The 24,583-nt window shown below is 70.4% G+C and carries 20 protein-coding genes; 3 read left to right on the top strand and 17 right to left on the bottom strand.

Annotation, left to right across the window (positions count from 1 at the left end):
• Window positions 1-143: 143 nt before the first annotated feature.
• The 6 genes from IE277_RS12420 to IE277_RS12395 form a co-directional block, all read right to left on the bottom strand.
• Window positions 144-983 (bottom strand): shikimate dehydrogenase, encoded by an 840-nt coding sequence (locus tag IE277_RS12420; protein WP_189951552.1) that lies wholly within the window; start codon window positions 981-983, stop codon window positions 144-146.
• Window positions 964-2,637, bottom strand: coding sequence for an endolytic transglycosylase MltG (mltG, locus tag IE277_RS12415; protein WP_189951550.1), 1,674 nt, complete (start codon window positions 2,635-2,637; stop codon window positions 964-966). The genes IE277_RS12420 and mltG overlap by 20 nt, the downstream gene beginning before the upstream one ends.
• Before the next feature lie 122 nt (window positions 2,638-2,759).
• Window positions 2,760-3,224, bottom strand: coding sequence for a Holliday junction resolvase RuvX (gene ruvX, locus IE277_RS12410; protein ID WP_189951548.1), 465 nt, complete (start codon window positions 3,222-3,224; stop codon window positions 2,760-2,762).
• 26 nt (window positions 3,225-3,250) lie between these two features.
• Window positions 3,251-5,923: an alanine--tRNA ligase gene (gene alaS / locus IE277_RS12405; protein WP_189951546.1), complete on the bottom strand. Its 2,673-nt coding sequence runs from the start codon at window positions 5,921-5,923 to the stop codon at window positions 3,251-3,253.
• Window positions 5,923-6,285 carry a hypothetical protein gene (locus IE277_RS12400; RefSeq protein WP_189951544.1) on the bottom strand — a complete coding sequence of 121 codons (363 nt, stop codon included), beginning with the start codon at window positions 6,283-6,285 and terminating at the stop codon, window positions 5,923-5,925. The genes alaS and IE277_RS12400 overlap by 1 nt, the downstream gene beginning before the upstream one ends.
• A 9-nt stretch (window positions 6,286-6,294) precedes the next feature.
• Window positions 6,295-6,738, bottom strand: a complete 444-nt coding sequence (locus IE277_RS12395; protein WP_189951799.1) for a DUF948 domain-containing protein — start codon at window positions 6,736-6,738, stop codon at window positions 6,295-6,297.
• A 162-nt stretch (window positions 6,739-6,900) separates the two neighbouring features.
• Between IE277_RS12395 and IE277_RS12390 the strand changes: the two genes are divergently transcribed.
• On the top strand, window positions 6,901-9,075 hold the full coding sequence (locus tag IE277_RS12390) for an ATP-binding protein (RefSeq protein ID WP_189951542.1): 2,175 nt from the start codon (window positions 6,901-6,903) through the stop codon (window positions 9,073-9,075).
• Between the two features lie 107 nt (window positions 9,076-9,182).
• Here IE277_RS12390 and rpsD read toward each other — a convergent pair whose 3' ends face one another.
• The 5 genes from rpsD to IE277_RS12365 form a co-directional block, all read right to left on the bottom strand.
• Window positions 9,183-9,797 (bottom strand): 30S ribosomal protein S4, encoded by a 615-nt coding sequence (gene rpsD / locus IE277_RS12385; protein WP_018570215.1) that lies wholly within the window; start codon window positions 9,795-9,797, stop codon window positions 9,183-9,185.
• 307 nt (window positions 9,798-10,104) lie between these two features.
• The gene (locus IE277_RS12380) at window positions 10,105-11,460 is read right to left on the bottom strand and encodes a replication-associated recombination protein A (protein WP_189951541.1); all 1,356 of its coding nucleotides are present in this window, start codon (window positions 11,458-11,460) and stop codon (window positions 10,105-10,107) included.
• Between the two features lie 84 nt (window positions 11,461-11,544).
• Window positions 11,545-12,201 carry a vitamin K epoxide reductase family protein gene (locus IE277_RS12375; RefSeq protein ID WP_189951539.1) on the bottom strand — a complete coding sequence of 219 codons (657 nt, stop codon included), beginning with the start codon at window positions 12,199-12,201 and terminating at the stop codon, window positions 11,545-11,547.
• A 471-nt stretch (window positions 12,202-12,672) separates the two neighbouring features.
• Window positions 12,673-13,935, bottom strand: a complete 1,263-nt coding sequence (hisS, locus tag IE277_RS12370; RefSeq protein WP_189951537.1) for a histidine--tRNA ligase — start codon at window positions 13,933-13,935, stop codon at window positions 12,673-12,675.
• Between the two features lie 14 nt (window positions 13,936-13,949).
• Entirely contained in the window at window positions 13,950-14,657 is a 708-nt protein-coding gene (locus tag IE277_RS12365; RefSeq protein ID WP_189951535.1) for an MBL fold metallo-hydrolase, read from the bottom strand.
• Between the two features lie 178 nt (window positions 14,658-14,835).
• On the opposite strand from IE277_RS12365, the gene IE277_RS12360 reads away from it, so the two are divergent.
• Window positions 14,836-15,666, top strand: a complete 831-nt coding sequence (locus IE277_RS12360) for a peptidylprolyl isomerase (protein WP_189951534.1) — start codon at window positions 14,836-14,838, stop codon at window positions 15,664-15,666.
• A 156-nt stretch (window positions 15,667-15,822) separates the two neighbouring features.
• Entirely contained in the window at window positions 15,823-17,052 is a 1,230-nt protein-coding gene (locus IE277_RS12355) for a DUF349 domain-containing protein (protein ID WP_189951532.1), read from the top strand.
• A 114-nt stretch (window positions 17,053-17,166) separates the two neighbouring features.
• On the opposite strand, the gene IE277_RS12350 is transcribed toward IE277_RS12355, so the two are convergent.
• From IE277_RS12350 to secF, 6 genes are all read right to left on the bottom strand, one after another.
• A complete protein-coding gene (locus IE277_RS12350; RefSeq protein WP_189951530.1) occupies window positions 17,167-18,303 on the bottom strand; it encodes a caspase family protein in 1,137 nt (378 codons plus the stop codon).
• The gene (locus IE277_RS12345; protein WP_189951529.1) at window positions 18,287-18,733 is read right to left on the bottom strand and encodes an effector-associated constant component EACC1; all 447 of its coding nucleotides are present in this window, start codon (window positions 18,731-18,733) and stop codon (window positions 18,287-18,289) included. Before IE277_RS12345 ends, IE277_RS12350 begins: the two co-directional genes overlap by 17 nt.
• Window positions 18,726-20,084, bottom strand: coding sequence for a serine/threonine-protein kinase (locus IE277_RS12340; RefSeq protein ID WP_189951527.1), 1,359 nt, complete (start codon window positions 20,082-20,084; stop codon window positions 18,726-18,728). The genes IE277_RS12345 and IE277_RS12340 overlap by 8 nt, the downstream gene beginning before the upstream one ends.
• A gap of 26 nt (window positions 20,085-20,110) precedes the next feature.
• Entirely contained in the window at window positions 20,111-22,651 is a 2,541-nt protein-coding gene (relA, locus tag IE277_RS12335; protein ID WP_189951525.1) for a GTP pyrophosphokinase, read from the bottom strand.
• A 273-nt stretch (window positions 22,652-22,924) separates the two neighbouring features.
• Window positions 22,925-23,473: an adenine phosphoribosyltransferase gene (locus IE277_RS12330; RefSeq protein WP_189951523.1), complete on the bottom strand. Its 549-nt coding sequence runs from the start codon at window positions 23,471-23,473 to the stop codon at window positions 22,925-22,927.
• A complete protein-coding gene (gene secF, locus IE277_RS12325; RefSeq protein WP_189951521.1) occupies window positions 23,470-24,582 on the bottom strand; it encodes a protein translocase subunit SecF in 1,113 nt (370 codons plus the stop codon). Before secF ends, IE277_RS12330 begins: the two co-directional genes overlap by 4 nt.
• Between the last annotated feature and the right edge of the window lies 1 nt (window position 24,583).

Genomic DNA, 24,583 nt, shown 5'->3' with positions numbered 1-24,583 from the left:
CCGGTACTGCCCTCCGTACCCGCGTCCTCGCGTACGGCGACGGCGCGACCGGATGCGCGACCCCGGCCCGCCACCTCCGATCCTCCCACGTCCGGGCGCCGAACCCGGCCGCCGGTCCAGCAGACGGACGCGGATATGTCAGGTCAGCGCTCGGCGAGCGCCTTCTCCCCGGCGCGGCGCATGGCGTCCAGCGGTGCCGGGGAGCGGCCGGTCATCCGCTCGACCTGGAGCACGGCCTGGTGGACCAGCAGATCCAGACCGCCGACCACGGCACCGCCGAACATGGACCAGCGGGCCGCCAGCTCGGTGGGCCAGGGGTCGTAGAGGACGTCGAAGAGAGTGGCGGGACGCTCGGGTACGGCGGCGGCGAGGGCGTCGGTCGTGCCGGCCGGCGTGGTGGCGATCACCAGCGGGGCGCTCAGCGCCCGCGCGGCGTCCGTCCAGTCCGCGGTACGCACCTCCACGTCGAGCCGTTCGCCCCAGCGGCGCATCTCGGCGGCGCGGGCCTCGCTGCGGACATAGGCGACGACCTCACCGGTGCAGATCCGGGCGAGGGCGGCGAGGGCGGACGAGGCGGTGGCGCCGGCGCCGAGGATCGCGGCGGATTCGACCTGTTCGATGCCGTGCTCGCGCAGCGCGGCCACGATGCCCGGGATGTCGGTGTTGTCACCGAGCCGACGGCCGTCCTCGGTGAAGACGACGGTGTTGACCGCGTCGACGGAGGCGGCCGTCTCGCTGACCTCGTCCAGCAGCGGGATGACCGCCCGCTTCAGCGGCATGGTCAACGACAGTCCCGCCCACTGCGGCCCGAGCTCCTCCAGAAAGCCGGGCAGACCGGCCTCGTCCACCTCGAAGCGGTCGTACGACCACTCGGCGAGCCCGAGCGCGTCGTAGGCGGCCCGGTGCAGCACCGGGGAGAGCGAGTGGGCGATGGGCTTGCCGAGAACGGCGGCCCGGTGGGCGTCAGTTGCCCGAGGTGGCATTGAACTTTTCCTTGAGTCGCTGGAATTCGGCGAGGGTCTTGGCGAACTCGGTGTCGTTCACACCGTCGGTCGCCACGAAATACATCCAGCCGTCTTGCGTCGGATTCAGTGCCGCCTTCAGTGCGTCCTCGCCGGGGTTGCCGATCGGGCCGGGCGGAAGTCCCTTGTGGGTGTAGGTGTTGTACGGGTTGCGGTTTCCATTGATCTCCTTCTCGGAGATATGGATGTTGCTGGTGCCCTTGAGGTAGTTGTACGTCGAGTCGAACTGGAGCAGCTGGTTCGTCTCGTGGTTCGTCGGCTTCAGACGGTTGTAGACCACTTCCGCCATCTTGCGGAAGTCCTCGTGCGTCTTGCCCTCCGCCTGCACCAGGCTCGCCACGGTGACCAGCTGGAACGGATCGTTCAGGCCCAGCGAACGGGCCTTCGCCGTGAGGCCGTAGGCGTCGTACTTGGACGTGGCCGCGGCGACCATCTGCTTCAGGATGTTGTCCGGCTTCATGCCCTTGGCGGCCGCGTAGTCGCCCGGGAAGAAGAAGCCCTCCAGCGGGTCCTTGACCTCGCTGACATTCTGCGCCCAGACCGGCAGTCCGAGGTTCTTGTACTCCTTCTGGGCGACCTTCTGGGTGGTTCCGTCGGCGAGTTCGAGTTTCTTGTCGATCGCCTCGTAGACGCCCCCATTACGCTCGCCCGGAGTCACCACGACATTGTTCTGGCTCTTCGGATCCAGCATCATTTTCACGGCGCTGGCGGCGGACATGTGTTCGCGGAGGAGGTATGCCCCGGCCTGGATACTGCTGCCGCCCTGGATGTCGCTCTGCGCGTGCACGAAGGCGTCGGCGCTCTTGACGACACCGGCCTCCTTCAGCCGGCGCCCGATGTCCCAGCCGCCCGCGCCCTTGGGAATCTCGACCGTGATCTGCTGGCCGGTGCCGTCACCCGTGTAGTCCGGAGCCGGGGCGAAACGATTTTGGTAGAACTTGTAGCCGTAGTAGCCGGCTCCGGCGAGGCCGCCGCCGAAGACCAGGACGACGACCATGCAGGCGCAGCCGGTGCGCCGTTTCCTGCCCTTCTTCGCGGGTTTGCCTTTGCCACGACGGTCACGGCGGCTGAGGAGTTCATGCTCCTCGTCGTCGTCATCCTCGTCGCCGCCTCCCGTGAAGAAGGGGTGCCGCTCCTCCTCGTCGGGCGGGTCCTGGGATTCCGGTTCCGCTTCGGGGTGCCGGTGGCCGGGGGGCTGTGGCGGCGGGTAGGCGTCCTCGGTGCCGTAGAAGTCGGGCTGTTCTCCGCCGTAGGCGGCGGGCTGCTGGCCGTAGGGGTCGCCGGGGTCTGGGGCGTACGGCACCTGGCCGTGAGGGCCGGCCGCGTCCCAGGCGCCGGGCTGCTGATAGTGCTGCTGAGGCTGGGGCTGCGCGTGGCCGGCGTACTGGTGATGGCTCTGTTCGTCGTAGTACGGGTACTGCTGGTGGCCGTAACCGGACTGCTGCTCCTGGCTCCATTCGCCGTACTGCGGCTGCTGCGGGTAATGCTGCGGCTGGCCGCCGTAGGGGGACTGCTGACCGGCGTGGGTCTGCTGTCCTCCCCATCCGCCGTCCCCGTACAACGGGTCCTCCGGATGCCACGGTTCGGGGTGTGGGCCCCGGCCATACTCAGTCATCGATCCCCTAGAGCCGCGAGGCCGACCGGTCGCCGGCCGGTGGGCCCGCTTCCGCTCCGCCTCTTGTTGTGCGTCGGCTGTTCGAACACCGGCGCATCGCGCGGAACGTTACCGTATCGCGATCAGATGACCACTTCGACGCCCTCGCCGGGTGCTTTACCTGACACCCGTTCGGATTCCAAGGCCTGCTGCAAGATGATCACAGCGGCTGCCTGGTCAATGACGGCTCTGCCCTTCTTCGACCGCACGCCCGAGGCGCGCAGTCCCTGGCTGGCTGTGACGGTTGTCATCCGCTCGTCCACCAGTCGGACCGGCACCGGCTTGATGCCCTTGGCCAACTCCTGGGCGAAGGCGCGGACCTTCACCGCCGCCGGACCCTCGCCCCCCTTGAGGGAGCGAGGGAGGCCGACGACGACCTCGATCGGTTCGTACTCCTCCACCAGCTGACGCAACCGGCGGTGGGCGGCGGGGATGTCCCGGCCGGGGACGGTCTCCACCGGGGTGGCGAGGATGCCGTCGGGGTCGCACGAGGCGACCCCGATCCGGGCGTCCCCGACGTCGATCGCAAGTCGACGTCCTCTGCGCATTTTCCGACCGTTTCTTTACTCGGATGTCACTTCGCGGTGTCGGCGACGAGGCGCTCGACGGCCTCGACGGCCTCGCCGACGGCGGCCGGGTTCTGACCGCCGCCCTGGGCCACGTCCGGCTTGCCGCCACCGCCGCCACCGAGGGTCTTGGCGGCGGCGCGGACCAGGTCACCGGCCTTGAGGCCACGCTCACGGGCGGCCTCGTTGGTGGCGATGACCGTCAGCGGCTTGCCGCCCATGACCGTGAAAAGAGCCACAACCGCGGCACGTCCGCCCTGGATGCGGCCGCGCACGTCGAGGACCAGCTTGCGCAGATCGTCCGGCGTCGTACCGTCCGGCACCTGTCCGGTGACGAGGGCCACACCGCGGACGTCCTTGGCGGAGCCGGCGAGACCGGCGGCGGCCTGCAGCACCTTCTCGGCGCGGAACTTCTCGATCTCCTTCTCGGCGTCCTTCAGCTTGCCGAGCATCGAGGAGACCTTCTCCGGCAGCTCCTCCGGGCGGCCCTTGAGCAGCTCGGTCAGCTGGTTGACGACCGTGTGCTCACGGGCGAGGAAGCTGTAGGCGTCGACGCCGACGAGGGCCTCGATACGGCGGACACCCGAGCCGATGGAGGACTCGCCGAGCAGCTTCACCAGGCCCAGCTGGGCGGTGTTGTGCACGTGCGTGCCGCCGCACAGCTCCTTGGAGAAGTCGCCGATGGTCACCACGCGGACCCGCTCGCCGTACTTCTCGCCGAACTCGGCGATGGCACCCTGCTTCTTGGCCTCGTCGATGCCCATGATCTCGGCGTGCACGTCGAGGTCGCGGGCCAGTACCTCGTTGATCTTCTGCTCGACGTCGGTCATCACGGCCGTGGGCACGGCGGACGGGGAGCCGAAGTCGAAGCGGAAGCGGCCGGGCTGGTTCTCGGAACCGGCCTGGGCGGCCGTCGGGCCGAGGGCGTCCCGCAGGGCCTGGTGGGTCAGGTGGGTGGCCGAGTGGGCACGGGCGATGGCCTTGCGGCGGCGGACGTCGATCGAGGCGTGGGCCTTGGCACCGACGATGACCTCGCCGACCTGGACGACGCCCTTGTGGACGTACACCCCCGGGACCGGCTTCTGGCAGTCGCGGACCTCGATGACGGCACCGGAGTCGACCTTGATCCGGCCGGTGTCGCCGATCTGGCCGCCGCCCTCGGCGTAGAACGGGGTGCGGTCGAGGACGATCTCGACCTCGTCGCCCTCGGTGGCGGCCGGCGAGGAGGCGCCGTCGACCAGGATGCCGACGATCGTGGACTCGCCCTCGGTGTCGCCGTAGCCGATGAAGTCGGTCTCGCCGACCTTGTCGGCGATCTCCCGGTAGGCACCGGCACCGGCGTGACCGGTCTTCTTGGCCTGGGCGTCGGCCTTGGCGCGGTCCCGCTGCTCCTTCATCAGGCGGCGGAAGCCGTCCTCGTCCACGGACAGCCCCTGCTCGGCGGCCATCTCCAGGGTGAGGTCGATCGGGAAGCCCCAGGTGTCGTGGAGCAGGAAGGCCTTGTCGCCGGAGAGCACCGTGCCACCGGACTGCTTGGTCTCGAAGACGGCGGTGTCGAGGATGTTGGTGCCGGCCTTCAGCGTCTTCAGGAAGGCGTTCTCCTCGGCGAGGGCGACCTTCTCGATGCGCTCGCGGTCGGTGATCAGCTCCGGGTACTGCTGGCCCATCATGGCGATCACGGTGTCGATCAGGTCCTTGACGACCGGACCGGTGGCGCCGAGCAGGCGCATGTTGCGGATGGCGCGGCGCATGATGCGGCGCAGCACATAACCGCGGCCCTCGTTGCCCGGCGTGACGCCGTCGCCGATGAGCATCACGGAGGTGCGCATGTGGTCGGTGACCACGCGCAGGGAGACGTCCGAGTCGTGGGCGTCGCCGTAGCGGACGCCGGTCAGCTCGGTGGCCTTGTCGATGACGGCCATGGAGGTGTCGATCTCGTACATGTTCTGCACGCCCTGCAGAATCATGGCGAGTCGCTCAAGGCCGAGGCCGGTGTCGATGTTCTTGCTCGGCAGGTCGCCCAGGATCTCGAAGTTGTCCTTGCCGATGCCCTCGCCGCGCTCGAACTGCATGAAGACGAGGTTCCAGATCTCCACGTACCGCTCGTCGTTGACGGCCGGGCCGCCCTCGACGCCGAACTCGGGGCCGCGGTCGTAGTTGATCTCGGAGCAGGGGCCGCAGGGGCCGGGGACACCCATGGACCAGTAGTTGTCCTTCATGCCGAGGCGCTGGATGCGCTCCTTCGGCACACCGACGACCTCGTGCCAGATACGCTCGGCCTCGTCGTCGTCCTTGTAGACGGTGATCCAGAGCTTCTCCGGCTCCAGGCCGTAACCGCCCTTGTCCTGGGCGCTGGTGAGCAGCTCCCAGGCGTACGTGATGGCGCCTTCCTTGAAGTAGTCGCCGAAGGAGAAGTTGCCGCACATCTGGAAGAACGTGCCGTGGCGGGTGGTCTTGCCGACCTCTTCGATGTCGGGCGTGCGCACGCACTTCTGCACGCTGGTGGCACGGTCGAAGGGCGGCTTGACCTCACCCAGGAAGTAGGGCTTGAAGGGCACCATGCCGGCGGGGACGAGGAGCAGAGTCGGGTCGTCCGCGATGAGCGACGCCGAAGGGACGACGGTGTGCCCGCGCTCCTCGAAGAAGCTCAGCCAGCGGCGGCGAATCTCGGCCGACTCCATCAGTGGTCCTCATTCCGGTTGTACGAGTACTTCGTTGGCGAAGAGATCGACGTTTCGATGTACTTCGGTGTGCTGCGGTCGTTCTCGATGGCGGTGTACCGACGGGGCCCGGGGAGTTCGGGGTTGTCGTGGATCCCCAGGGCCTCCTCCAGCTCGGCTTCCCGCTGGGCCATGTTGTCGCGGACGTCGAGCGCGAAGCCGACCGCGCGGTCCTTCAGCCGGTGGCCGGTCTCCAGGGCCTTGTTCGCCGCGGTCGCGGCGAGGCTCTCGGGGGTCAGCTGCTTGAGTTTGCGGTTGACCTTGGTGGTGGCCCACACACCGGCGGCCACACCTGTGGTGAACCAGAACGTACGACGGAACATCGCTCGGTCTCAGTCCCTCTCCCCGCGGAGGTTTCGCTTGCGTCGTGCGGCGGGGACCGTGCGACCCACGATCACCGTACGCCGGGGTGCCTTTGGGGGCGCGTCCTCCTTGCGGCCGCCCAGCGCCCGGCGGACGCCGTAGCCGAAGGCCGCGACCTTGACCAAGGGGCCGCCGAAGGTGGAGGCGACGGTGGTCGACAGCGCGTTGGCGTTCGACGTGACCTCCTGGACGTCGGAGGCGATCGCGTCGACACGGTCGATCTGGTTCTGCGCGGACCGCACGGCGGCGGAGGCGTCGGCGAGCAGCGGGACGGCCTGGTCGGTCACATCCGCCACCAGTTTGGTGGTCGCCTTGAGCGTCTGGGCCAGCCTCGCGAGAGCCACCGCGAGGAAGGAGACCAGGATCGCCCAGAAGACGGCCACCAGGATCCCGGCCACCTCTCCACCGGACACTGTGCGCACCCGCTCCCTGAAAACGTGCCTCACCATTGAAAAAGTCGTGTCCGAGCCTATCGCGCCGGGGCCAGGGCTCCGTACCGCATTACCCGGGTCGCGGGGCGGAGTCGCGAGAAGCGATTGTACGCATTGAACACACTTCAGTACGCTCCGTGTCCCATGCGAGGTCCTCAGCGCCCTGATCCGTTCACCGACGGTGATCCTCCCCTGGAACTGACCACGTTCGTCGGGCGCTCGGCCGAACTCGCCGGGCTGACGGCCGCGCTCGGCCGGGCGCGGCTGGTGACCGTGACCGGGGTCGGTGGTGTCGGCAAGTCCCGGCTGGCCGCGCGGGCCGCCGTCGGGTGGGCGGACGCCTGGGGCCGGGTGGAGCTGACGCCGGTGCGCGATCCGCAGTTCGTGGAGTACGCGGTGGCGGAGGCGCTGGGCCTGACCGACCACACCGCCCGGCTGCCCCGCGAGACGCTCCTGGAGCATCTGGCCGGCCGTCCGGCCCTGTTGGTGCTGGACGGGTTCGAGCATCTCGTGGCGGCCTGTGCCGAGCTGACGGCGGAGCTGCTGCGCAGGCTGCCGCTGCTGCGGGTGCTGGCGGTGGGGCGGCGTCCGCTGGGGCTGGCGGGTGAGCGGGTGTTCCCGTTGGCGCCGCTTTGCGAGGGCGAGGCGGTGGAACTGTTCGCCGACCGGGCCCGCGAGCAGGGGCTGACGGTGGCCGACGGCCCCGAGGTGCGCGAGCTGTGCCGACGGCTGGAGGGGATCCCGCTGGCGCTGGAGCTGGCGGCGGGGCGGCTGCGGGCGCTGTCCCCGGCGCAGCTGCTGCAGCGGCTGGACGACCGGTTCCGGCTGCTGCGCGCGGGCGGCCGGGACAGCGCGCCGCGCCCGGTCCCCGGTGGTCCCCCCTGCCGTCATCAGACGCTGCGCACGGCGATCGGCTGGAGCCATGAACTGTGCACGCCCGCCGAGCGGCTGCTGTGGGCGCGGCTGTCGGTGTTCGCGCAGACCTTCGAGCTGGAGGCGGCCGAATATGTGTGCAGCGGGGACGGGCTGCCCGCCGAGGACGTGCTGGACGTGCTCTCGGAGCTGCTGACGCAGTCGGTCGTGACCCGCGAGGAGACCCCGGCCGGCCCCCGCTACCGGATGCTGGACACCGTCCGGGCCTACGGCGCCGACTGGCTGGAGGGGATCGGGGACGCGGGCCGGCTGCGCCGGCGGCACCGGGACTGGTACGTGGGCCTTGCGACCTGGTGCGAGCTGGACTGGTTCTCGCCCCGGCAGGGCGAGGTCGCCGCCCGGGTCAAGGTGGAGCTGCCCAATCTGCGGGCGGCGCTGGAGTTCTCGTCGACGGAGCCGGACGAGGCCCATCTCGGGCAGTACCTCGCGGGGTCGCTCTGGTTCTGCTGGGTCGGCTGCGGCCGGCTCGCCGAGGGCCGGCGCTGGCTGGTGCGCTGCGTCGAACTGGATTCGGAGTACGAGCAGTCGCGGCTGAAGGCCCTGTGGGTGCTCGGTTATGTGGCGATCCTCCAGGGCGACACCGTGCCGGCCCTGGCGGCGCTGCGGGAGTGCCGGGAGCAGGCCGAGCGGGCCGCGGATGCGACGGCGGTGGCGTACGCCGAGCACCGCACCGGTTGTCTGGCCCTGGTCAGCGATGACATGGCCGGTGCAGAAACGCTGCTGCGGTCGGCGCTGGAGCGCTATCAGGAGATCGGCGAACTCAACAGCAATGTGCTGATGGGCCAGGTCGAGCTGGCGATGGCGCGGGCTTTCCAGGGAGATCTGCCGGACGCGGTGCGGTTGTGCGAGGACGTGCGCCGGGTGTGCGAGGACCACGGGGAGCGCTGGGCTCGCAGTTACGCGCTGTATGTGCTGGCGTACGCGGCCTGGCAGGAGGGCGCGCAGGACACGGCGCGTGAGCTGCTCGCGGAGTGCCTGCGCAACGCGCACGCCTTCGACGATCTGCTCGGTTCGGTGCTGGTGCTGGAGCTGCTGGCGCTGGTGACGGCGGCCCGGGGCGAACCGGCCGAGGCGGCGGTGCTGCAGGGCGCGGCGGGCCGGATCTGGCCGGCGGTGGGGCTCCCGCTGTTCGGCTCGGCGTACTACAACGCCCCGCACGAGGCGTGCGAGGCGATGGCACGGCAGGCCCTCGGGGACGGGCGGTACGAGGAGTGCGTGCAAGAAGGGGGCCGGCTCGACCGCGCCGAGACCGTCGCGCGGGCACTGGGTGGTGCCGGGGGGCGAGCGCTGGACGCGCTGCCGGCCCCGCGAGGGGTGCCGCAGGGCGGCGCGGGCGCGGACCACGCCGAGGCCGCTGAGCGCGCCGCCGATTCCGCGCGAGGCTGACACGCCGCACACACAGACCCGGCCGGAAACACAAACCCGCCGCCTCGACCGCCCGGCAGGGCCGGGCGGGGAGACGGCGGGCTGAGGTTACTGCGCCGGGGCTGGGATCAGCGAGCGTAGTACTCGACGACGAGCTGCTCGTCGCAGATCACCGGGATCTCCTTGCGGTTCGGCTCACGGTCCAGGCGGAACGCCAGGGCCTTGAGGTTCACCTGCAGGTAGCGCGGGGTCTCACCCTCGGGGGCGAAGCCACCCTCGCGGGCGATCGTGAAGAGCGTCTTCTCCTTGGAGCGGTCGCGGACCTGCACGACGTCGTCCGGACGGACACGGAAGGACGGCTTGTCGACCTTCTGGCCGTTGACCTGGATGTGGCCGTGGACGACCATCTGACGGGCCTGGTAGATGGTGCGGGCGATGCCCGAACGCAGGACCAGGGCGTCGAGGCGGCGCTCGAGCTCGATGATCAGGGCCTCACCGGTCTTGCCCTGAACCTTGGAGGCGCGCTCGTAGGCGCGGACGAGCTGACGCTCGGACACGTCGTACTGCGCGCGCAGACGCTGCTTCTCCAGCAGACGGACCTTGTAGTCCGAGTTCTGCTTGCGGCCGCGGCCGTGCTCACCCGGCGGGTAGGGGCGGGCCTCGAAGTACTTGACGGCCTTCGGGGTCAGCGCGATGCCGAGGGCACGCGACTTCTTGACCTTGGGGCGGGACTGGTTCGCCACTGTCTCTAATCTCTTTCGTCGTTTTCGGCTTGTCAGAGTTGAGGGAGGTCGCCTCCGCAGCCGGGGAAACCCGCCGGGTCCGCATGGGACCTGCCGGGCAGCCGCTCCCCTGGTCTGGGCACAACGTGCAGCACGCGAGTGGCCCACCGGCCGTCCCGGAGCTCCGGGTGGTGGTGGGCTGCCCGCGACACCGTTCGACGGTGCGCGACGCTCCTGGAACCTCGCGTCCTTACGGCCGTGGGGTTCCGGCTGGGTGCCCCGCTCTGACGGCGCGGGACTCAGCACTTCGGCGAAGTCTACAGGGCGCTCAGGACCGTCTGCGACCGAGGTGCTTCCTGGTCCACTCCACCGCGTCCGCGTACCGCGCCTCGGTGCCGTGCCGGGTCGGGGTGTAGTACTCGCGGTCCTTCAGGGCGTCCGGGGCGTACTGCTGCTGGGCGATGCCCTCGGGAAGGTCGTGCGGATACACGTATCCCTGGGCGTGGCCGAGCTTGGCCGCGCCCTTGTAGTGCCCGTCGCGCAGATGCGGCGGAACCGGACCGGCCAGGCCTCCCCGCACGTCTTCCATGGCGGCGCCGATCGCGGTGGTCGCCGCGTTGGACTTGGGGGCGAGTGCGAGGGCGATGGTGGCGTGGCTGAGGGTCAGGGCGGCCTCGGGGAAGCCGATCATGGCGACGGCCTGGGCCGCGGCGACCGCGATGGGCAGGGCGTTCGGATCGGCCAGGCCGATGTCCTCACTGGCAGAGATCATCAGGCGGCGGGCGATGAAGCGGGGGTCCTCACCGGCCTCGATCATGCGGGCCAGGTAGTGCAGGGCGGCGTCGACGTCGGAGCCGCGGATGGACTTGATGAGGGCGCTGGCGACGTCGTAGTGCTGGTCGCCGTCGCGGTCGTACTTCACGGCGGCCCGGTCGACGGTCTGCTCCAGCGTCTGGAGGCTGATCTCGCTCTCGCCCTGGTCGAGGGCGGCGCCTGCGGCGGCCTCCAGGGCGGTCAGGGCCCGGCGGGCGTCGCCGCCGGCGATGCGCAGCAGATGCTCCCCGGTGTCCTCGGGCAGGCCGACGGCGTCCTTCAGACCACGCTCGTCGCTCAGGGCGCGGCGCAGCAGTCCGCGGATGTCGTCGTCGGTGAGCGGTTCGAGCGTGAGCAGGAGCGAGCGGGACAGCAGGGGCGAGATCACGGAGAAGTACGGGTTCTCCGTGGTGGCCGCGATCAGGGTCACCCAGCGGTTCTCGACGGCCGGGAGGAGGGAGTCCTGCTGGGCCTTGCTGAAGCGGTGGATCTCGTCGAGGAAGAGGACGGTCTCCCTGCCGAAGCCGCCGGTGGCGCGGCGGGCGCCGTCGATGACCGCGCGGACCTCCTTGACGCCCGCGGTGATCGCGGACAGCTCCACGAACCGCTTGTTCGTCGCCTTGGAGACGACGTACGCCAGCGTGGTCTTGCCGGTGCCGGGCGGGCCCCAGAGGATCACCGAGGAGGGTCCGGCCGGGCCGCCGGAGCCCTCGCCGACCAGCCGACGCAGCGGGGCGCCGGGCTTCAGCAGATGCTGCTGGCCCACGACCTCGTCGAGGGTGCGCGGGCGCATCCGCACCGCCAGGGGACTGGCCGCCGGGTCCTTCTCCTGGCGGTCTTCTGCCGCGGCGGTGAACAGGTCGGGTTCCACGTCCAAAACCCTAAATCACCGCACTGACAACGCGGCCGGCCCGGGGGGCGGGGCCGGGGGCGAGGCCGCTCGGAAGGACGGGCCCTAGGCCCAGAGCTGGCTGCCCCAGCGGGTCAGGATCAGCATGGCGATGACACCGCAGTGGGTGACCGGCAGGACCCAGGTGAACTCGCCGAGGAACCGCTTCAGCCAGCCCGGCGTGGGCAGGAAGCCGTTGCGGATGTTGAACGAGGTCACGTACCAGAACATGGTGATCGTGGCGACCCAGGCCAGCGAGCACCACAGGCACAGGGCGTTGATCCGGTACAGGGACTGGAACTGCAGCCAGGTGACGAAGCCGACACCGAAGAGCGTGCCGAAGTTGAAGGTCAGCCAGTACCAGCGCGGGAAGCGGGCACGGCCCAGCAGGCTCATGCCGACGCAGATGACGATGCCGTAGCAGACCAGGCCGAGCCAGGGGTTCGGGAAGCCGAACGCCGTCGCCTGCTTGCTCTCCATGACGCTGCCGCAGGACACGATCGGGTTGACGCTGCAGCCCGGTGTGAACGTCTTCCCCGAGATCTTCGCTTCGAGGATCTTGTTCTTGTCGAGCGTGATGACCCAGGCGGCCAGCAGCCCGGCCGCGCCGGTGATCACCAGAAGCAGGGCGAAGGCACGGCTGCCGCCCGCCGTGCGCGGGCCCTCGGCTGCACGCTCGGGACCCGAGTCAGTGGAGACGTCGTTGACTGTCGTCTTGCTCATCTCGCCGATTCCGTCACTTGAGAGTTGGACCATCTTCGGGCACGGCTCATTGTGCCGCACGCACGTGTCCGTCCACCGTTCGGACGACATAAGGACGTACGCACGGCGGCCCCGGAGCGTTCGGTTCCGGCCGATGCCCAAGGGCATGACGGCACACGCGAACGCAGGCGCGGTGGAGATCCTCCAGGACAACGGGTGGCTGGACGCCGGCGAGGCGTCGGTACTCGGCGCGGACCCGGCGAGAGGCACGCGCGCGTGGAGGTCCCGTACGGGAATCGTCCGACAGGACGAATCGGCACCCGCGGAGTTGACGGCGGCCGGCGGCGCGCGGCGAGACCGTACTCGCCCCGTGGGTCGCGACCCGTCCGGTGGACCAGCCGCGCGTGAAGCCGGAACGGCACGGGCTGCCCGACCACTGAGAAGGGCGCCGGACCAGACCGGTCCGGCGCCCTGCCCTTTGCCAGACAGACCCTAGCCGAGCCGCGATTTCAGTTCCGCGACGATCTGGTCGATCCCGATCGGCGTCTGGTCGCCGGACTCCATGTCCTTGAGCTGGACGACGCCCTCGGCGAGGTCACGCTCGCCGGCGACGATCGCGTAGCGGGCCCCCGAGCGGTTGGCGCTCTTCATGGCCCCCTTCAGCCCCTTCCCGCCGTACGCGAAGTCCGCCGCGACGCCCGTCTTGCGCAGCTCGGTGACCTTCGCGAACAGCACGCGGCGGGCCTCCTCGCCGAGCGGTACCGCGTAGACCGACGTGCTGGACGGAAGGTCCAGCCGCACGCCCTCCGCCTCCAGCGCGAGGACGGTGCGGTCGACGCCCAGGGCCCAGCCGACGGACGGCAGCGCCGGGCCGCCGATCATCTCCGACAGGCCGTCGTAGCGGCCGCCGCCGCCCACCGCGGACTGCGAGCCCAGTCCGTCGTGCACGAACTCGAAGGTGGTGCGGGTGTAGTAGTCCAGGCCACGGACCAGCTTCGGGTCGTCCTCGAAAGCCACGCCCGCAGCGGTGATCAGGTCGCGCACCTCCTCGTGGTACGCCTTGCACGCGTCGCACAGGTAGTCGCGCAGCAGCGGCGCGCCCGTGAGCTGCTTCTGGACCGACTCGCGCTTGTCGTCGAGGACACGCAGCGGGTTGAGCTCGCACCGGCGCAGGGTGTCCTCGTCCAGGTCCAGGCCGCGCAGGAAGTCCTGCAGCGCGGCCCGGTACACCGGCCGGCACTCCTTGTCGCCGAGGCTGTTCAGCAGGATGCGGAAGTCGCTGAGGCCCAGCGAGCGGTACGCCTGGTCGGCCAGGATGATGAGCTCGGCGTCCAGCGCCGGGTCCTCGGCGCCGATCGCCTCGGCACCCACCTGCGAGAAGTGCCGGTAGCGGCCCTTCTGGGGGCGCTCGTAGCGGTAGTACGAGCCCGAGTACCAGAGCTTGACCGGGAGGTTGCCCGACTTGTGCAGGTTGGCCTCCAGGGCCGCGCGCAGGACGGAAGCCGTGCCCTCCGGACGCAGGGCCAGCCTGTCGCCGCCCTTGGTCTCGAAGGCGTACATCTCCTTGGTCACGATGTCGGTGGACTCGCCGACACCGCGCGCGAACAGTTCGACGTTCTCGAAGCCGGGCGTCTCGATGTAGCCGTAGCCGGAGTTGCGCAGCGGGGCCGCGATCGCCTCGCGGACCGCCAGGTACACGGCGGAGTCCGGCGGGATCAGGTCGTACGTGCCCTTGGGGGCCTGGAAGGTACTCACGGAAAGCTCTCTCGTCACATTCCTCGTCGGGGAGCCTGGGCGGTTCCCTGGCCGGCCGCCACCTGCCGCAGATAGGGGTTGGTGGTGCGCTCCTGGCCGATGGTCGTCTGGGGGCCGTGGCCGGACAGGACCACGGTGGAGTCGTCGAGCGGCAGGCACACACGGGCCAGCGACTCGAACATGTCCGCCATGGATCCGCCCGGCATGTCGGTGCGTCCGATGGAGCCGGCGAAGAGCAGATCCCCGGAGAAGAACACCGACGGGATGTCGGCGGTCTCGGGCATCCGGAACGTCACCGACCCCTTCGTATGGCCCGGCGCGTGCGCGACGGAGAGCGTGAGGCCCGCCAGGTCCAGCGTGGTGCCGTCGCTCAGCTCCCGGACGTCGTCCGGCTCCCCCACGGTCAGCTCACCCATCAGCGGCATGCCGATGGACCGCCCGATCCCCTTCTCGGGGTCGTCCATCATGTAGCGGTCCTCGGGGTGGATCCAGGCCGGTATGTCATGCGCGCCGCAGACCGGGACGACCGAGGCCACATGGTCGATGTGACCGTGGGTGAGGACGACGGCGACGGGCTTGAGCCGATGCTTCCTCAGCGCTTCCTCGACGCCTTCGGCGGCCTGGTGGCCGGGGTCGATGATCACGCACTCCTCGCCGGCGGCGGGGGCGACGAGATAACAGTTCGTCCCCCAGGCCCCGGCGGGGAACCCGGCAATGAGCACGATCGTCCTTCGTTGTGTCGACTACTGGCGGCTTCAACCGCAGTCAGAGACTACCGGCGCTGCCGTTTCCTCAGCGAACCCATATACGGTACGGGGCTACACGCAGCGGTCGGCACACGACAGCCACGCAGCCGCACGCGTACCGGTCGGCACACGACACGCATGAGGAGAAAACCCGGTGGTCAGCCAGGAGCAGCGGCGGCGTCAGCTCGCCCGGGAGAAGTTCTTGCGGCAGCAGCAGCGGCGCACCCAGGCGCGCCGCAAGGCCCGCATGCGCAACTCGGTGATCGCGTCGGTACTCGGCGTGATCGTGATCGGCAGCGTCGCGCTCTACACGACGGGCGTGATGAAGGGCGACGACGACAAGAAGAACGCCGCCGCGGACGTCACCCCCAGCGCCACGCCGACCAGCAAGGCCCCGGACCCGTGCGCGAAGCCCGCGGCAGGCGTGGCGAAGAAGCTGAGCTGGAAGAAGGAGCCGGCGCTGGCGATCGACACGTCGGCGAACTACACGATGAACCTCTCGACGACGTGCGGTGACATCGGCGTCGACCTGAAGACGGCGGCGGCCCCGCACACGGTGAACTCGTTCGACTTCCTGGCGGGCAAGGGCTTCTTCGACCACACCAAGTGCCACCGGCTGACCACGACCGGCATCTATGTGCTGCAGTGCGGTGACCCGCAGGGCACCGGCATGGGCGGTCCGGGCTACACGCTCCCGGACGAGAACCTGAAGGACAAGAGCCTGAAGGGCAACACGTACCCGGCGGGCACGGTGGCGATGGCCAACACCGGCCAGAAGCACACCGGCGGCAGCCAGTTCTTCCTGGTCTACAAGGCCAGCCCGCTGCCGCCCCAGTACACCCCGTTCGGCACGGTCTCGGACGCGGGCATGAAGGTGCTGCAGAAGATCGCCGCCGCGGGTGCCCAGGCACCGGACCCGACCACGCAGAACACCGCTCCGAACGCGACCGTGGTGATCAACAAGGCGACGGTGACGAAGTCCTGACACTGTCGTAAGACTCAAGACGGCCAGCTGCGGAATTTTCGGTCGCGCTGGATGCGGACAGGCAACCCGCTGGTCGCCTATGTTGGCCGTGACGAAACTGTGGACGATGCCCGGGGGCGCCGAAGCCCCCCGCGGGCATCATGTGGAGGAGGCGCTGTGAGCAGCGACCCGTGGGGCCGCGTCGACGAGACGGGGACCGTGTACGTGCGTACGGCCGATGGCGAGCAGGTCGTCGGATCCTGGGCGGCCGGCTCCCCTGAGGAGGCGCTTGCCTACTTCGAGCGCAAGTACGAGGGCCTGGTTGTCGAGATCGGCCTCCTCGAGAAGCGAGTACAGACCACCGATCTGTCGGCGAAGGACGCCCAGACCGCCATCGGCCATCTGCGCGAGCAGATCGACGCGCACCACGCGGTCGGTGACCTGGACGCGCTCCGGGGGCGGCTGGACAAGCTCGTGGCGACCGTCGAGGCACGCCGCGAGGAGCGCAAGCAGCAGCGGGCCAAGCAGTCCGACGAGGCCCGCAAGGCCAAGGAGGACCTGGTCGCCGAGGCCGAGCAGCTGGCCCAGTCCGACCAGTGGCGGGCCGCCGGTGAGCGGCTGCGGGCGCTGGTGGACACCTGGAAGGGCCTGCCGCGCCTGGACCGCAAGTCGGACGACGATCTGTGGCACCGCTTCTCGCACGCCCGGTCGGCGTTCTCCAAGCGGCGTAAGGCGCACTTCGCGCAGCTGGACGCGCAGCGCGAGGATGCCCGCCGGATCAAGGAGGGGCTGGTCGCCGAGGCCGAGTCGCTGTCGGGCTCGACGGACTGGGGGCCGACCGCGGCCCGCTACCGCGAGCTGATGACCCAGTGGAAGGCCGCGGGCCGCGCGCAGCGCGAGCACGAGGACGACCTGTGGAACCGCTTCCGCGGTGCCCAGGACGTGTTCTTCGCCGCCCGCAGCTCGGTGTTCGCCGAGCGGGACGCGGAGCAGTCGGAGAACCTGAAGCTGAAGGAGGAGCTGGCCGAGGAGGCCGAGAAGATCCTCCCGGTCACGGATCTCAAGACGGCCCGCGCCGCCTTCCGTTCGGTCAACGAGCGCTGGGAGGCCATCGGCCATGTCCCGCGGGACGCGCGTCCGAAGGTCGAGGGCCGGATGCACGCCGTGGAGCGGGCGATCCAGGAGGCCGAGGAGGCCGAGTGGCGCCGGACGAACCCGGAGGCGCGTGCGCGTGCCGAGGGTCTGACCGGTCAGCTGCAGACCGCCGTGGACAAGCTGAGGGCGCAGATCGACCAGGCCCGCGCCCAGGGCAACAGCTCCAAGGCCGACAAGCTGGAGCGCGAGCTGGCGGGCCGCCAGGCGCTCCTTGACCAGGCTCTGAAGGGCCTGCAGGAGTTCGGCGGCTGAACGGCCGCCGGCCTTGGAGCTGTCCCGGCCGAGGCGGCCCGGTGGTATCGCACCCCGGGCCGCCTCGCCGTTTCCGGGAGTCTCGGCCACCGGGTCGTCGGCCACCGGGTCGTGTCAGCCGGGTCCCGCCTGCTCGCTGATGTCCAGGGCGTGCTTGAGCACCTCGCAGGCCTGCAGGTGGTTGCCGGACTCCTGCAGCAGCTCGGCCAGCCGCCGGCAGACGAGCACGGCTTCGGGGCCGTACCCCTTGTGCACCTGCTGGAAGGCCAGCTCCAGCACCTCGATCGCCTCCCGTACCTGGCCGGTCTCCGCGAGCAGCTCGGACAGCTCCAGCTGTACGGCGACCAGGTCGCCCCGGGCCCCCGCCGACTGTTGTTCCTGCAGCGCGAGGCGCAGCACGGGCAGGGCATCACGGGTGTTGCCGGTGGAGCGCAGCAGCCGGGCCAGCGCGAGGCCGGTGGCGACGACGGCGGCGCGCACCTCGGCGGCCAGCACCGGTCCGGCGAGGCTGTGACGGCCGGCCCGCGCCTTGTTGCGGGCCAGCGGCAGCCGTCCCACGCCGTTCTCCTGGGAGCGCTGCGGCAGCGGCCGGCTCTTGGCGCGCAGGCGTTCTTCGAGGACCCGGTAGAGCGTGTCCAGGTCTATCAGTTCGGGTCCCTCCGCGACGCCCTCGCGCAGGACGCGCAGCAGTTCGGCGGTGAACGCGGTGTTGCGCTCGCCGTCGGGCGCGAGGGCTATCCGGTCGCCGGGCGAGGCCGTCAGGACGTAGGCGCCGTCGACCGCGGCCTCGGCGGCGAGCACGTCCCCGCCGGCCAGCGCCCGTGCGGCCCGGCCGCTGAAGCAGCAGTCGAGCACGACGACCTTGCGCCGGGCGCGGGCCGAGCGCAGCGCGGTGCGCAGATGCTGGTAGGCGACGGCGGTGTAGCCCAGGTGCTCACGGGAGTCGCCCAGCGCCAGATACAGGTCGGCCGAGTCGGTGTCCCGCATGCCGTGCCCGGCGAAGTACACCAGCAGGGTGTCCGTGGCCTCCTCGCCGGCCTGGTACACCGGGTCCAGGATCGTCTGCGGGCTGAGCGGATCGGCGACGACCCGGCAGTGCTGGACGGGCAGCCCCCACACGGCCGGGTCGCACAGCTCCGCCGCGAGGTCCACCACATTGGCCTCGACCGCGGGCAGTTGAGGCAGATGGCGGTAGGAGGCGGTGCCGACGAGGACGGCCCGCGAGCGCGCCGGGTCAGGCAGTGACGCCATCGCCTCCGGGCTCCTCGGTCCGGGGATGCGGGAGGCCGCCCTGCGGCGAGGTGCCGTCGAGCAGCTCGACGATGCGTCTGACGGTCTCCTCGTCCCGCGCGGTCTGCGCGGTCAGCAGGACCTCCACCTCGCCGCGGCGCAGGGTGACGGCCGGCGCCTGGCGCCGGGCCGCCTGCCACTGGAGGACCGAGACCACCAGCGAACCGGCGGACAGGCCGGCGCCGAGGGCAAGTTGGAGGATGTCGAAGCCGGCGCCCATCCCGCCCGGGGCGGGCGGCGCGCTGCTGCCGGCCTGTCCGCGCACGGCGAGCGACTCGTCGTCGCGCAGCCAGCGCAGCAGGGAGCGCAGGTCGTCCTCGGTGCCGGGATGCCCGGCCGCGGCCCCGGGGACACCGGCCGGTGCCGGGAGGGCCACGACGAAGTCAGTCATCGTTTGCGTCCGTTCGCTCTGTTCGTCCGCCGATACGTCTGTTCACCCGGGAGAGCATCTGCAGCGCCTCGTCCCTGGCGTCGAGTCTGGCCCGGCACACGGCCTGCCAGTACTGGCTGGTGAGGGTGGTGGGGTGGTCGGGGCCCAGCTTGGACAGACAGACCTGGACGACGACCGCGAGCATCTGCGCCGCCTCACGCACCTGGCCGCGCTGTACGAGGGACACGGCCTCGCGCTGACGGGACAGCGCGCCCTGCGGCGTCATGCTGCCGAGGACGATGAGCCGGGTGGTGTCGCTGAGGGTGGCGGGATGCAGGAGGTCCGGCGCGGCCGCGAGCGAGCTGTCCCCGGCGTCCCAGACGTACTCGGGCTGCTCGTCCCGGAGTCCGGGCAGGGCGCGGGCGGAGACCTCGGTGCTGCGGACCACGTCCACGGCCTCGGCGCGCAGCTGCCGGGTCACGAGGTCGGCGAGGTCCTGGGTGCCGCCGTACATCAGCGGGACGAGGGTCTCCCGTACGGCCGCCGCGCTCCGCGGCCGCAACTGCGGGTCCTGGCTGCACAGTTCGCGCACGAGGTGGGCCAGCGGCTGGGGGACGGCGTCGCTCGCGGTGAGCGGCCGGATGCCGTCGTCGAGGGCACGCTCCATGATGGCGCCGACGTCCGCGGTCGGGCCGAAGGGCAGCTCGCCGGTCAGCATCAGGAACAGACAGGCGCCGAGGCCGTACCAGTCCGCCGCGGCCTCGCGCGGTCCGCCTCTCATCGCTTCGGGCGCCATGAACTGCGGGGTGCCGATGAGGGCGCCGGTGCGGGTGATCGCCGCCTCGCCGGCCAGCCGGGCCAGCCCGAAGTCCTGCAGCACGACCCGTCCGCCGCCGGTGACGCCCACATTGGACGGCTTGACGTCGCGGTGCACCACGCCGGCGCCGTGCACCGCCTCCAGGGCGTCGGTGATGCCGAGCGCGACCGTGCAGGCGGCGGCGCTCGGCAGCGGTCCGCAGGCCACGACCAGGTCGGCCAGGCTCTTGCCGTCGAGGACCTGCATCACGAGGTACGGGACGCCCTCGTGGACTCCGCTGTCGTACAGGGTGACGACGCCGGGATGGTCGATCTGGGCCAGCGCGCGGATCTCGCGCTGGAAGCGTTCCCAGGCCAGATCCTCCTCGCTGACTCCCTCGACGGCCGTCAGCATCTTCACCGCGACACGGCGGCCCAGCTGGACGTCCTCGGCCTCGTGCACCACGCCCATGCCGCCCCTGCCGAGCCGGCGTAAGAGGCGGTAGCGGCCGGCGACGATGTGCGCCGGACGGTCCGTCCGCGCGGCGGCCGGTCCGCCGTGGTCCTGCTCGTCCATCCCGCTCCCCCGTCCGTGGACCCTTCCTACGACCGGCTGCGTCCCGAGGTCACGCGGTAGACGTCGTACACGCCCTCCACGCCCCGTACGGCCTTCAGGACGTGGCCGAGGTGCTTGGGGTCGCCCATCTCGAAGGTGAACCGGGAGGTGGCCACCCGGTCGCGGGAGGTCTGGACGGCCGCGGAGAGGATGTTGACGTGCTGGTCGGACAGGACGCGGGTGACGTCCGAGAGCAGCCGGGAGCGGTCCAGCGCCTCGACCTGGATGGCGACGAGGAACACCGAGGACTGGGTGGGCGCCCATTCGACGTCGAGGATGCGCTCGGGCTCGCGGGACAGCGAGTCGACATTGACGCAGTCGCTGCGGTGAACCGATACGCCACTGCCGCGCGTGACGAAGCCGATGATCGGGTCGCCGGGCACGGGCGTGCAGCAGCGGGCCAGCTTGACCCACACGTCGTCGACGCCCTTGACGACGACACCCGGGTCCGCGCTGGAGCGGCGCTTGCGGCCGCGGCTGCGCGAGGGCGGTACCGCCTCGTCGATCTCCTCGGTGGCCGCCTCCTCGCCGCCGAGGGCCTGGACGAGCTTCTGCACGATGTTCTGCGCGGAGACATGGCCCTCGCCGATCGCCGCGTACAGCGCGGAGATGTCCGAGTAGCGCATCTCGTGCGCCAGCGTGACGAGGGAGTCGCCGGTGAGGATGCGCTGGATCGGCAGGTTCTGCTTGCGCATCGCCCGGACGATCGCGTCCTTGCCCTGCTCGATCGCCTCGTCCCGGCGCTCCTTGGAGAACCAGGCCCGGATCTTGTTGCGCGCCCGGGGCGACTTGACGAAGCCCAGCCAGTCGCGGGACGGCCCGGCGCCGGCCGCCTTGGAGGTGAAGACCTCCACCAGGTCGCCGTTGTCCAGAGTGGATTCGAGGGGTACGAGGCGGCCGTTGACCCGCGCCCCTATGGTGCGGTGGCCGACCTCGGTGTGGACGGCGTAGGCGAAGTCGACGGGCGTGGCCCCGGCGGGGAGCGCGATGACGTCGCCCTTGGGAGTGAAGACGAAGACCTCGTTGCGGGACAGGTCGAAGCGCAGGGACTCCAGGAACTCGCCGGGGTCCTCGGTCTCCTTCTGCCAGTCCAGCAGCTGGCGCAGCCACGCCATGTCGTTGAGGTGGTCGTCCTTGCCCTTGCCCGCCTTGGGCACGTCCGTACGCACCTTGGAGGCGCCGGCGACGGCCTCCTGCTTGTACTTCCAGTGCGCGGCGATGCCGTACTCGGCGCGGCGGTGCATGTCGAAGGTGCGGATCTGCAGTTCGACCGGCTTGCCGTTGGGCCCGATGACCGTCGTGTGCAGCGACTGGTACATGTTGAACTTGGGCATCGCGATGTAGTCCTTGAACCGGCCGGGGACCGGGTTCCATCGCGCGTGCACGGTGCCGAGGGCGGCGTAACAGTCGCGGACCGTGTCGACCAGGACACGGATGCCCACGAGGTCGTAGATCTCCGCGAAGTCACGGCCGCGGACGATCATCTTCTGGTAGACGCTGTAGTAGTGCTTGGGGCGGCCGGTGACGGTCGCCTTGATGCGGGCGGCGCGCAGGTCGGCCTGGACCTCGTCGGTCACTATCGCCAGGTACTCGTCACGCTTCGGTGCCCGCTCGGCCACCAGCCGTACGATCTCGTCGTACATCTTGGGGTAGAGGATCGCGAACGCGAGGTCCTCCAGTTCCCACTTGATGGTGTTCATGCCGAGGCGGTGGGCGAGCGGAGCGTAGATCTCCAGGGTCTCGCGCGCCTTCTTCTCCTGCTTCTCGCGCTTCAGGTAGCGCATGGTGCGCATGTTGTGCAGGCGGTCGGCGAGCTTGATGACCAGGACGCGCGGGTCCTTGGCCATGGCCACGACCATCTTGCGCACGGTCTCGGCCTGCGCGGCCTCGCCGAACTTGACCTTGTCCAGCTTGGTGACGCCGTCGACGAGGAGGGTGACCACGTCGCCGAAGTCGCGCCGCAGGTCCTCAAGGCCGTACTCGGTGTCCTCGACGGTGTCGTGCAGCAGCCCCGCCATCAGCGTGGCCGGGTCCATGCCCAGCTCGGCGAGGATGGTCGTCACGGCGAGCGGGTGCGTGATGTACGGGTCGCCGCTCTTGCGCTTCTGGCCGCGGTGCCAGCGCTCGGCGACCTGGTAGGCGCGCTCGATCTGGCGGAGCGTCGAGTTCTCGATCTTGGGGTCGTTGCTGCGGACTATCCGCAGCAGGGGCTCCAGGACCGGGTTGTACGGGTTCGCGCGCTGCACGCCGAGCCGGGCCAGACGGGCGCGTACGCGGTTGGAGGAGCCGCTGCGGGCGGGCTGGCCGGCGGGCTGGCGCACCACGGGCGGCTGCACCGGGCGCTCGGACACCGGCGAGGGCTTGGGACGGGAGGCCTCGGCAGCCTTCTCGACGGGCGCGGACTGGGCGTGCTCGATCGGCCCGCGGGTGTCGTTCTTCGCGTCGGACGCGTGCGGCGCGGGCTTGGCCGCGGGCGCCGAGGCGGGCTCGGGCTTGGCGGCGGTCAGTGGCTGGGCCTCGTCTGGCAAGAGGGCTCCTCGTGCGCGATCCGGGTCCCCCGGTCAGGCTCCGGAGACCCCATGGTAGCGATCCTGCGGCTGGTCATCCCCTTCGGGCGGGAGTGAGGACTGTTCACTGGTGGAACACGGGAGGCTCCCGCCGGATTCCACGAGGTGGATTCCGGGTGTTTCCAGGGCGTGCGGGGGATGTCCTCACGGTGGCGCTCGCCGGTATCTCCCGCATGCGTACGGCCGCCCCGGTGCGGTACCGGGACGGCCGTACGGCGTAGAGGGCGGAGCTGCTCAGATCTGGAGCAGCGCCTGCAGCGGGGCCCCGTCGAGGGCCGGCGCCAGGCGGGCGCGGCCGGCGAGGAAGCCCAGCTCCATGAGGACCGCGAGACCCGCGACCTGGGCGCCGGCGCGCTGGATCAGCTGGATCGCGGCCTCGGCCGTACCGCCCGTGGCGAGGACGTCGTCCACGATCAGGACGCGGTCCCCGGCGGTCAGGTCCTCGGCGTGCACCTCGATCTCGGCCGATCCGTACTCCAGGTCGTACGCCTGGCGCAGCGTCGCTCCGGGCAGCTTGCCGGCCTTGCGGACGGGGATGAACCCGAGGCCCGCGCGGACGGCGACCGGTGCGCCGAGGATGAAGCCCCGGGCCTCCAGGCCGACGATCTTGGTCGCCCCGGTGTTCGCGGCGATGCCGGCCAGCGCGTCGGTGAGCGCCGTGAACGCGGCCGGGTCCGCCAGCAGCGGGGTGATGTCCTTGAACATCACACCCGGCTCGGGGTGGTCGGCGACGTCGCGGATGCGGCTGAGCAGCAGCTCTGTGGTGTCTGCGAGCTCGGTCATCGGCGCTTCCCCGAGGGTCGGCCACGGCCCCGGTTGCGGGACGCGGGCTGGTTGCGGGGGCCCACGACGGCGGGGGCGGCGTCCTCCGGGTCGTCGTCCGCCGCGCCGGCGCGGTCGACCGCGAGGTCCTCCTCGGCGGCGGCCTGGGCACGCTTGGCCAGGACCCGCTTGGTGAGGGCCTTCATGGCCGGCTCCTGCTCCTTGAGGTCGGCGACAAGCGGTGTGGCGATGAAGATCGACGAGTAGGCACCGGCCGCGAGACCGACGAACAGCGACAGCGAGATGTCGTTCAGCGTGCCGGCGCCGAGGAAGCCTCCGCCGATGAACAGCAGGCCGGCGACCGGCAGCAGGGCGACGACCGTGGTGTTGATCGAGCGGACCAGGGTGCCGTTGATCGACTGGTTGGCGATGTCGCTGTAGGTGAGGCGCGTCTGCTTGGTGATGTCCTTCGTCTGCTCCTTGAGGCTGTCGAAGACCACGACCGTGTCGTAGAGCGAGTAACCGAGGATCGTCAGCAGACCGATGACCGTACCGGGCGTGACCTCGAAGCCGACGAGGGCGTAGATACCGGTCGTGATGGTGATGTCGTGGATCAGCGCGACCAGGGCCGCGACGGCCATGCGCCACTCGAAGGCGATGGCCAGGTAGATCACGACGAGCACCATGAAGATGCCGAGGCCCTGCCAGGCCTTGTTGGCGATCTGCTCACCCCAGCTCGGGCCGACCAGGTCGGCGGCGAGTTTCTCGGGGTTGAGGTTCAGGTCCTTGGCCAGCTCCTGCTTGATCTTGTCGGACTGGCCGGTGTCGATGCCGGCGATCTGGATGCGCAGGCTGCCGTTGCCGAGCTTCTGCACGATCGCCTCATGGCCGGAGGCGTCCTTGGCGTAGTTCTCCGCCTGGGCCACCGAGGTGCTCATGCTGGTCGGCGTGGTGAAGACCGCGCCGCCCTTGAACTCGATGCCCATGTTCAGGCCGCGCACCGCCAGGCCGACGATGGCCGTGATGGTGATCAGGATGGAGACGCCGTACCAGATCTTGCGCTTGCCGACGAAGTCGTACGAGATCTCGCCGCGGTGCAGTCGAGCGCCGAGGTTGCCGAGTTTCGACATC

Source organism: Streptomyces alanosinicus (assembly GCF_014650595.1).
In the GTDB taxonomy this organism is placed as follows: domain Bacteria; phylum Actinomycetota; class Actinomycetes; order Streptomycetales; family Streptomycetaceae; genus Streptomyces; species Streptomyces alanosinicus.
This window is presented reverse-complemented; position numbering and strand designations above follow the sequence as displayed.

Bases quoted from the DNA above. Each gene is read 5' to 3' on its own strand.
- IE277_RS12420 (WP_189951552.1), bottom strand. From the start codon at position 983: ATGCCACCTCGGGCAACTGACGCCCACCGGGCCGCCGTTCTCGGCAAG.
- mltG (WP_189951550.1), bottom strand. From the start codon at position 2,637: ATGACTGAGTATGGCCGGGGCCCACACCCCGAACCGTGGCATCCGGAG.
- ruvX (WP_189951548.1), bottom strand. From the start codon at position 3,224: ATGCGCAGAGGACGTCGACTTGCGATCGACGTCGGGGACGCCCGGATC.
- alaS (WP_189951546.1), bottom strand. From the start codon at position 5,923: ATGGAGTCGGCCGAGATTCGCCGCCGCTGGCTGAGCTTCTTCGAGGAG.
- IE277_RS12400 (WP_189951544.1), bottom strand. From the start codon at position 6,285: ATGTTCCGTCGTACGTTCTGGTTCACCACAGGTGTGGCCGCCGGTGTG.
- IE277_RS12390 (WP_189951542.1), top strand. From the start codon at position 6,901: ATGCGAGGTCCTCAGCGCCCTGATCCGTTCACCGACGGTGATCCTCCC.
- IE277_RS12375 (WP_189951539.1), bottom strand. From the start codon at position 12,201: ATGAGCAAGACGACAGTCAACGACGTCTCCACTGACTCGGGTCCCGAG.
- IE277_RS12350 (WP_189951530.1), bottom strand. From the start codon at position 18,303: ATGGCGTCACTGCCTGACCCGGCGCGCTCGCGGGCCGTCCTCGTCGGC.
- IE277_RS12345 (WP_189951529.1), bottom strand. From the start codon at position 18,733: ATGACTGACTTCGTCGTGGCCCTCCCGGCACCGGCCGGTGTCCCCGGG.
- IE277_RS12340 (WP_189951527.1), bottom strand. From the start codon at position 20,084: ATGGACGAGCAGGACCACGGCGGACCGGCCGCCGCGCGGACGGACCGT.
- IE277_RS12330 (WP_189951523.1), bottom strand. From the start codon at position 23,473: ATGACCGAGCTCGCAGACACCACAGAGCTGCTGCTCAGCCGCATCCGC.
- secF (WP_189951521.1), bottom strand. From the start codon at position 24,582: ATGTCGAAACTCGGCAACCTCGGCGCTCGACTGCACCGCGGCGAGATC.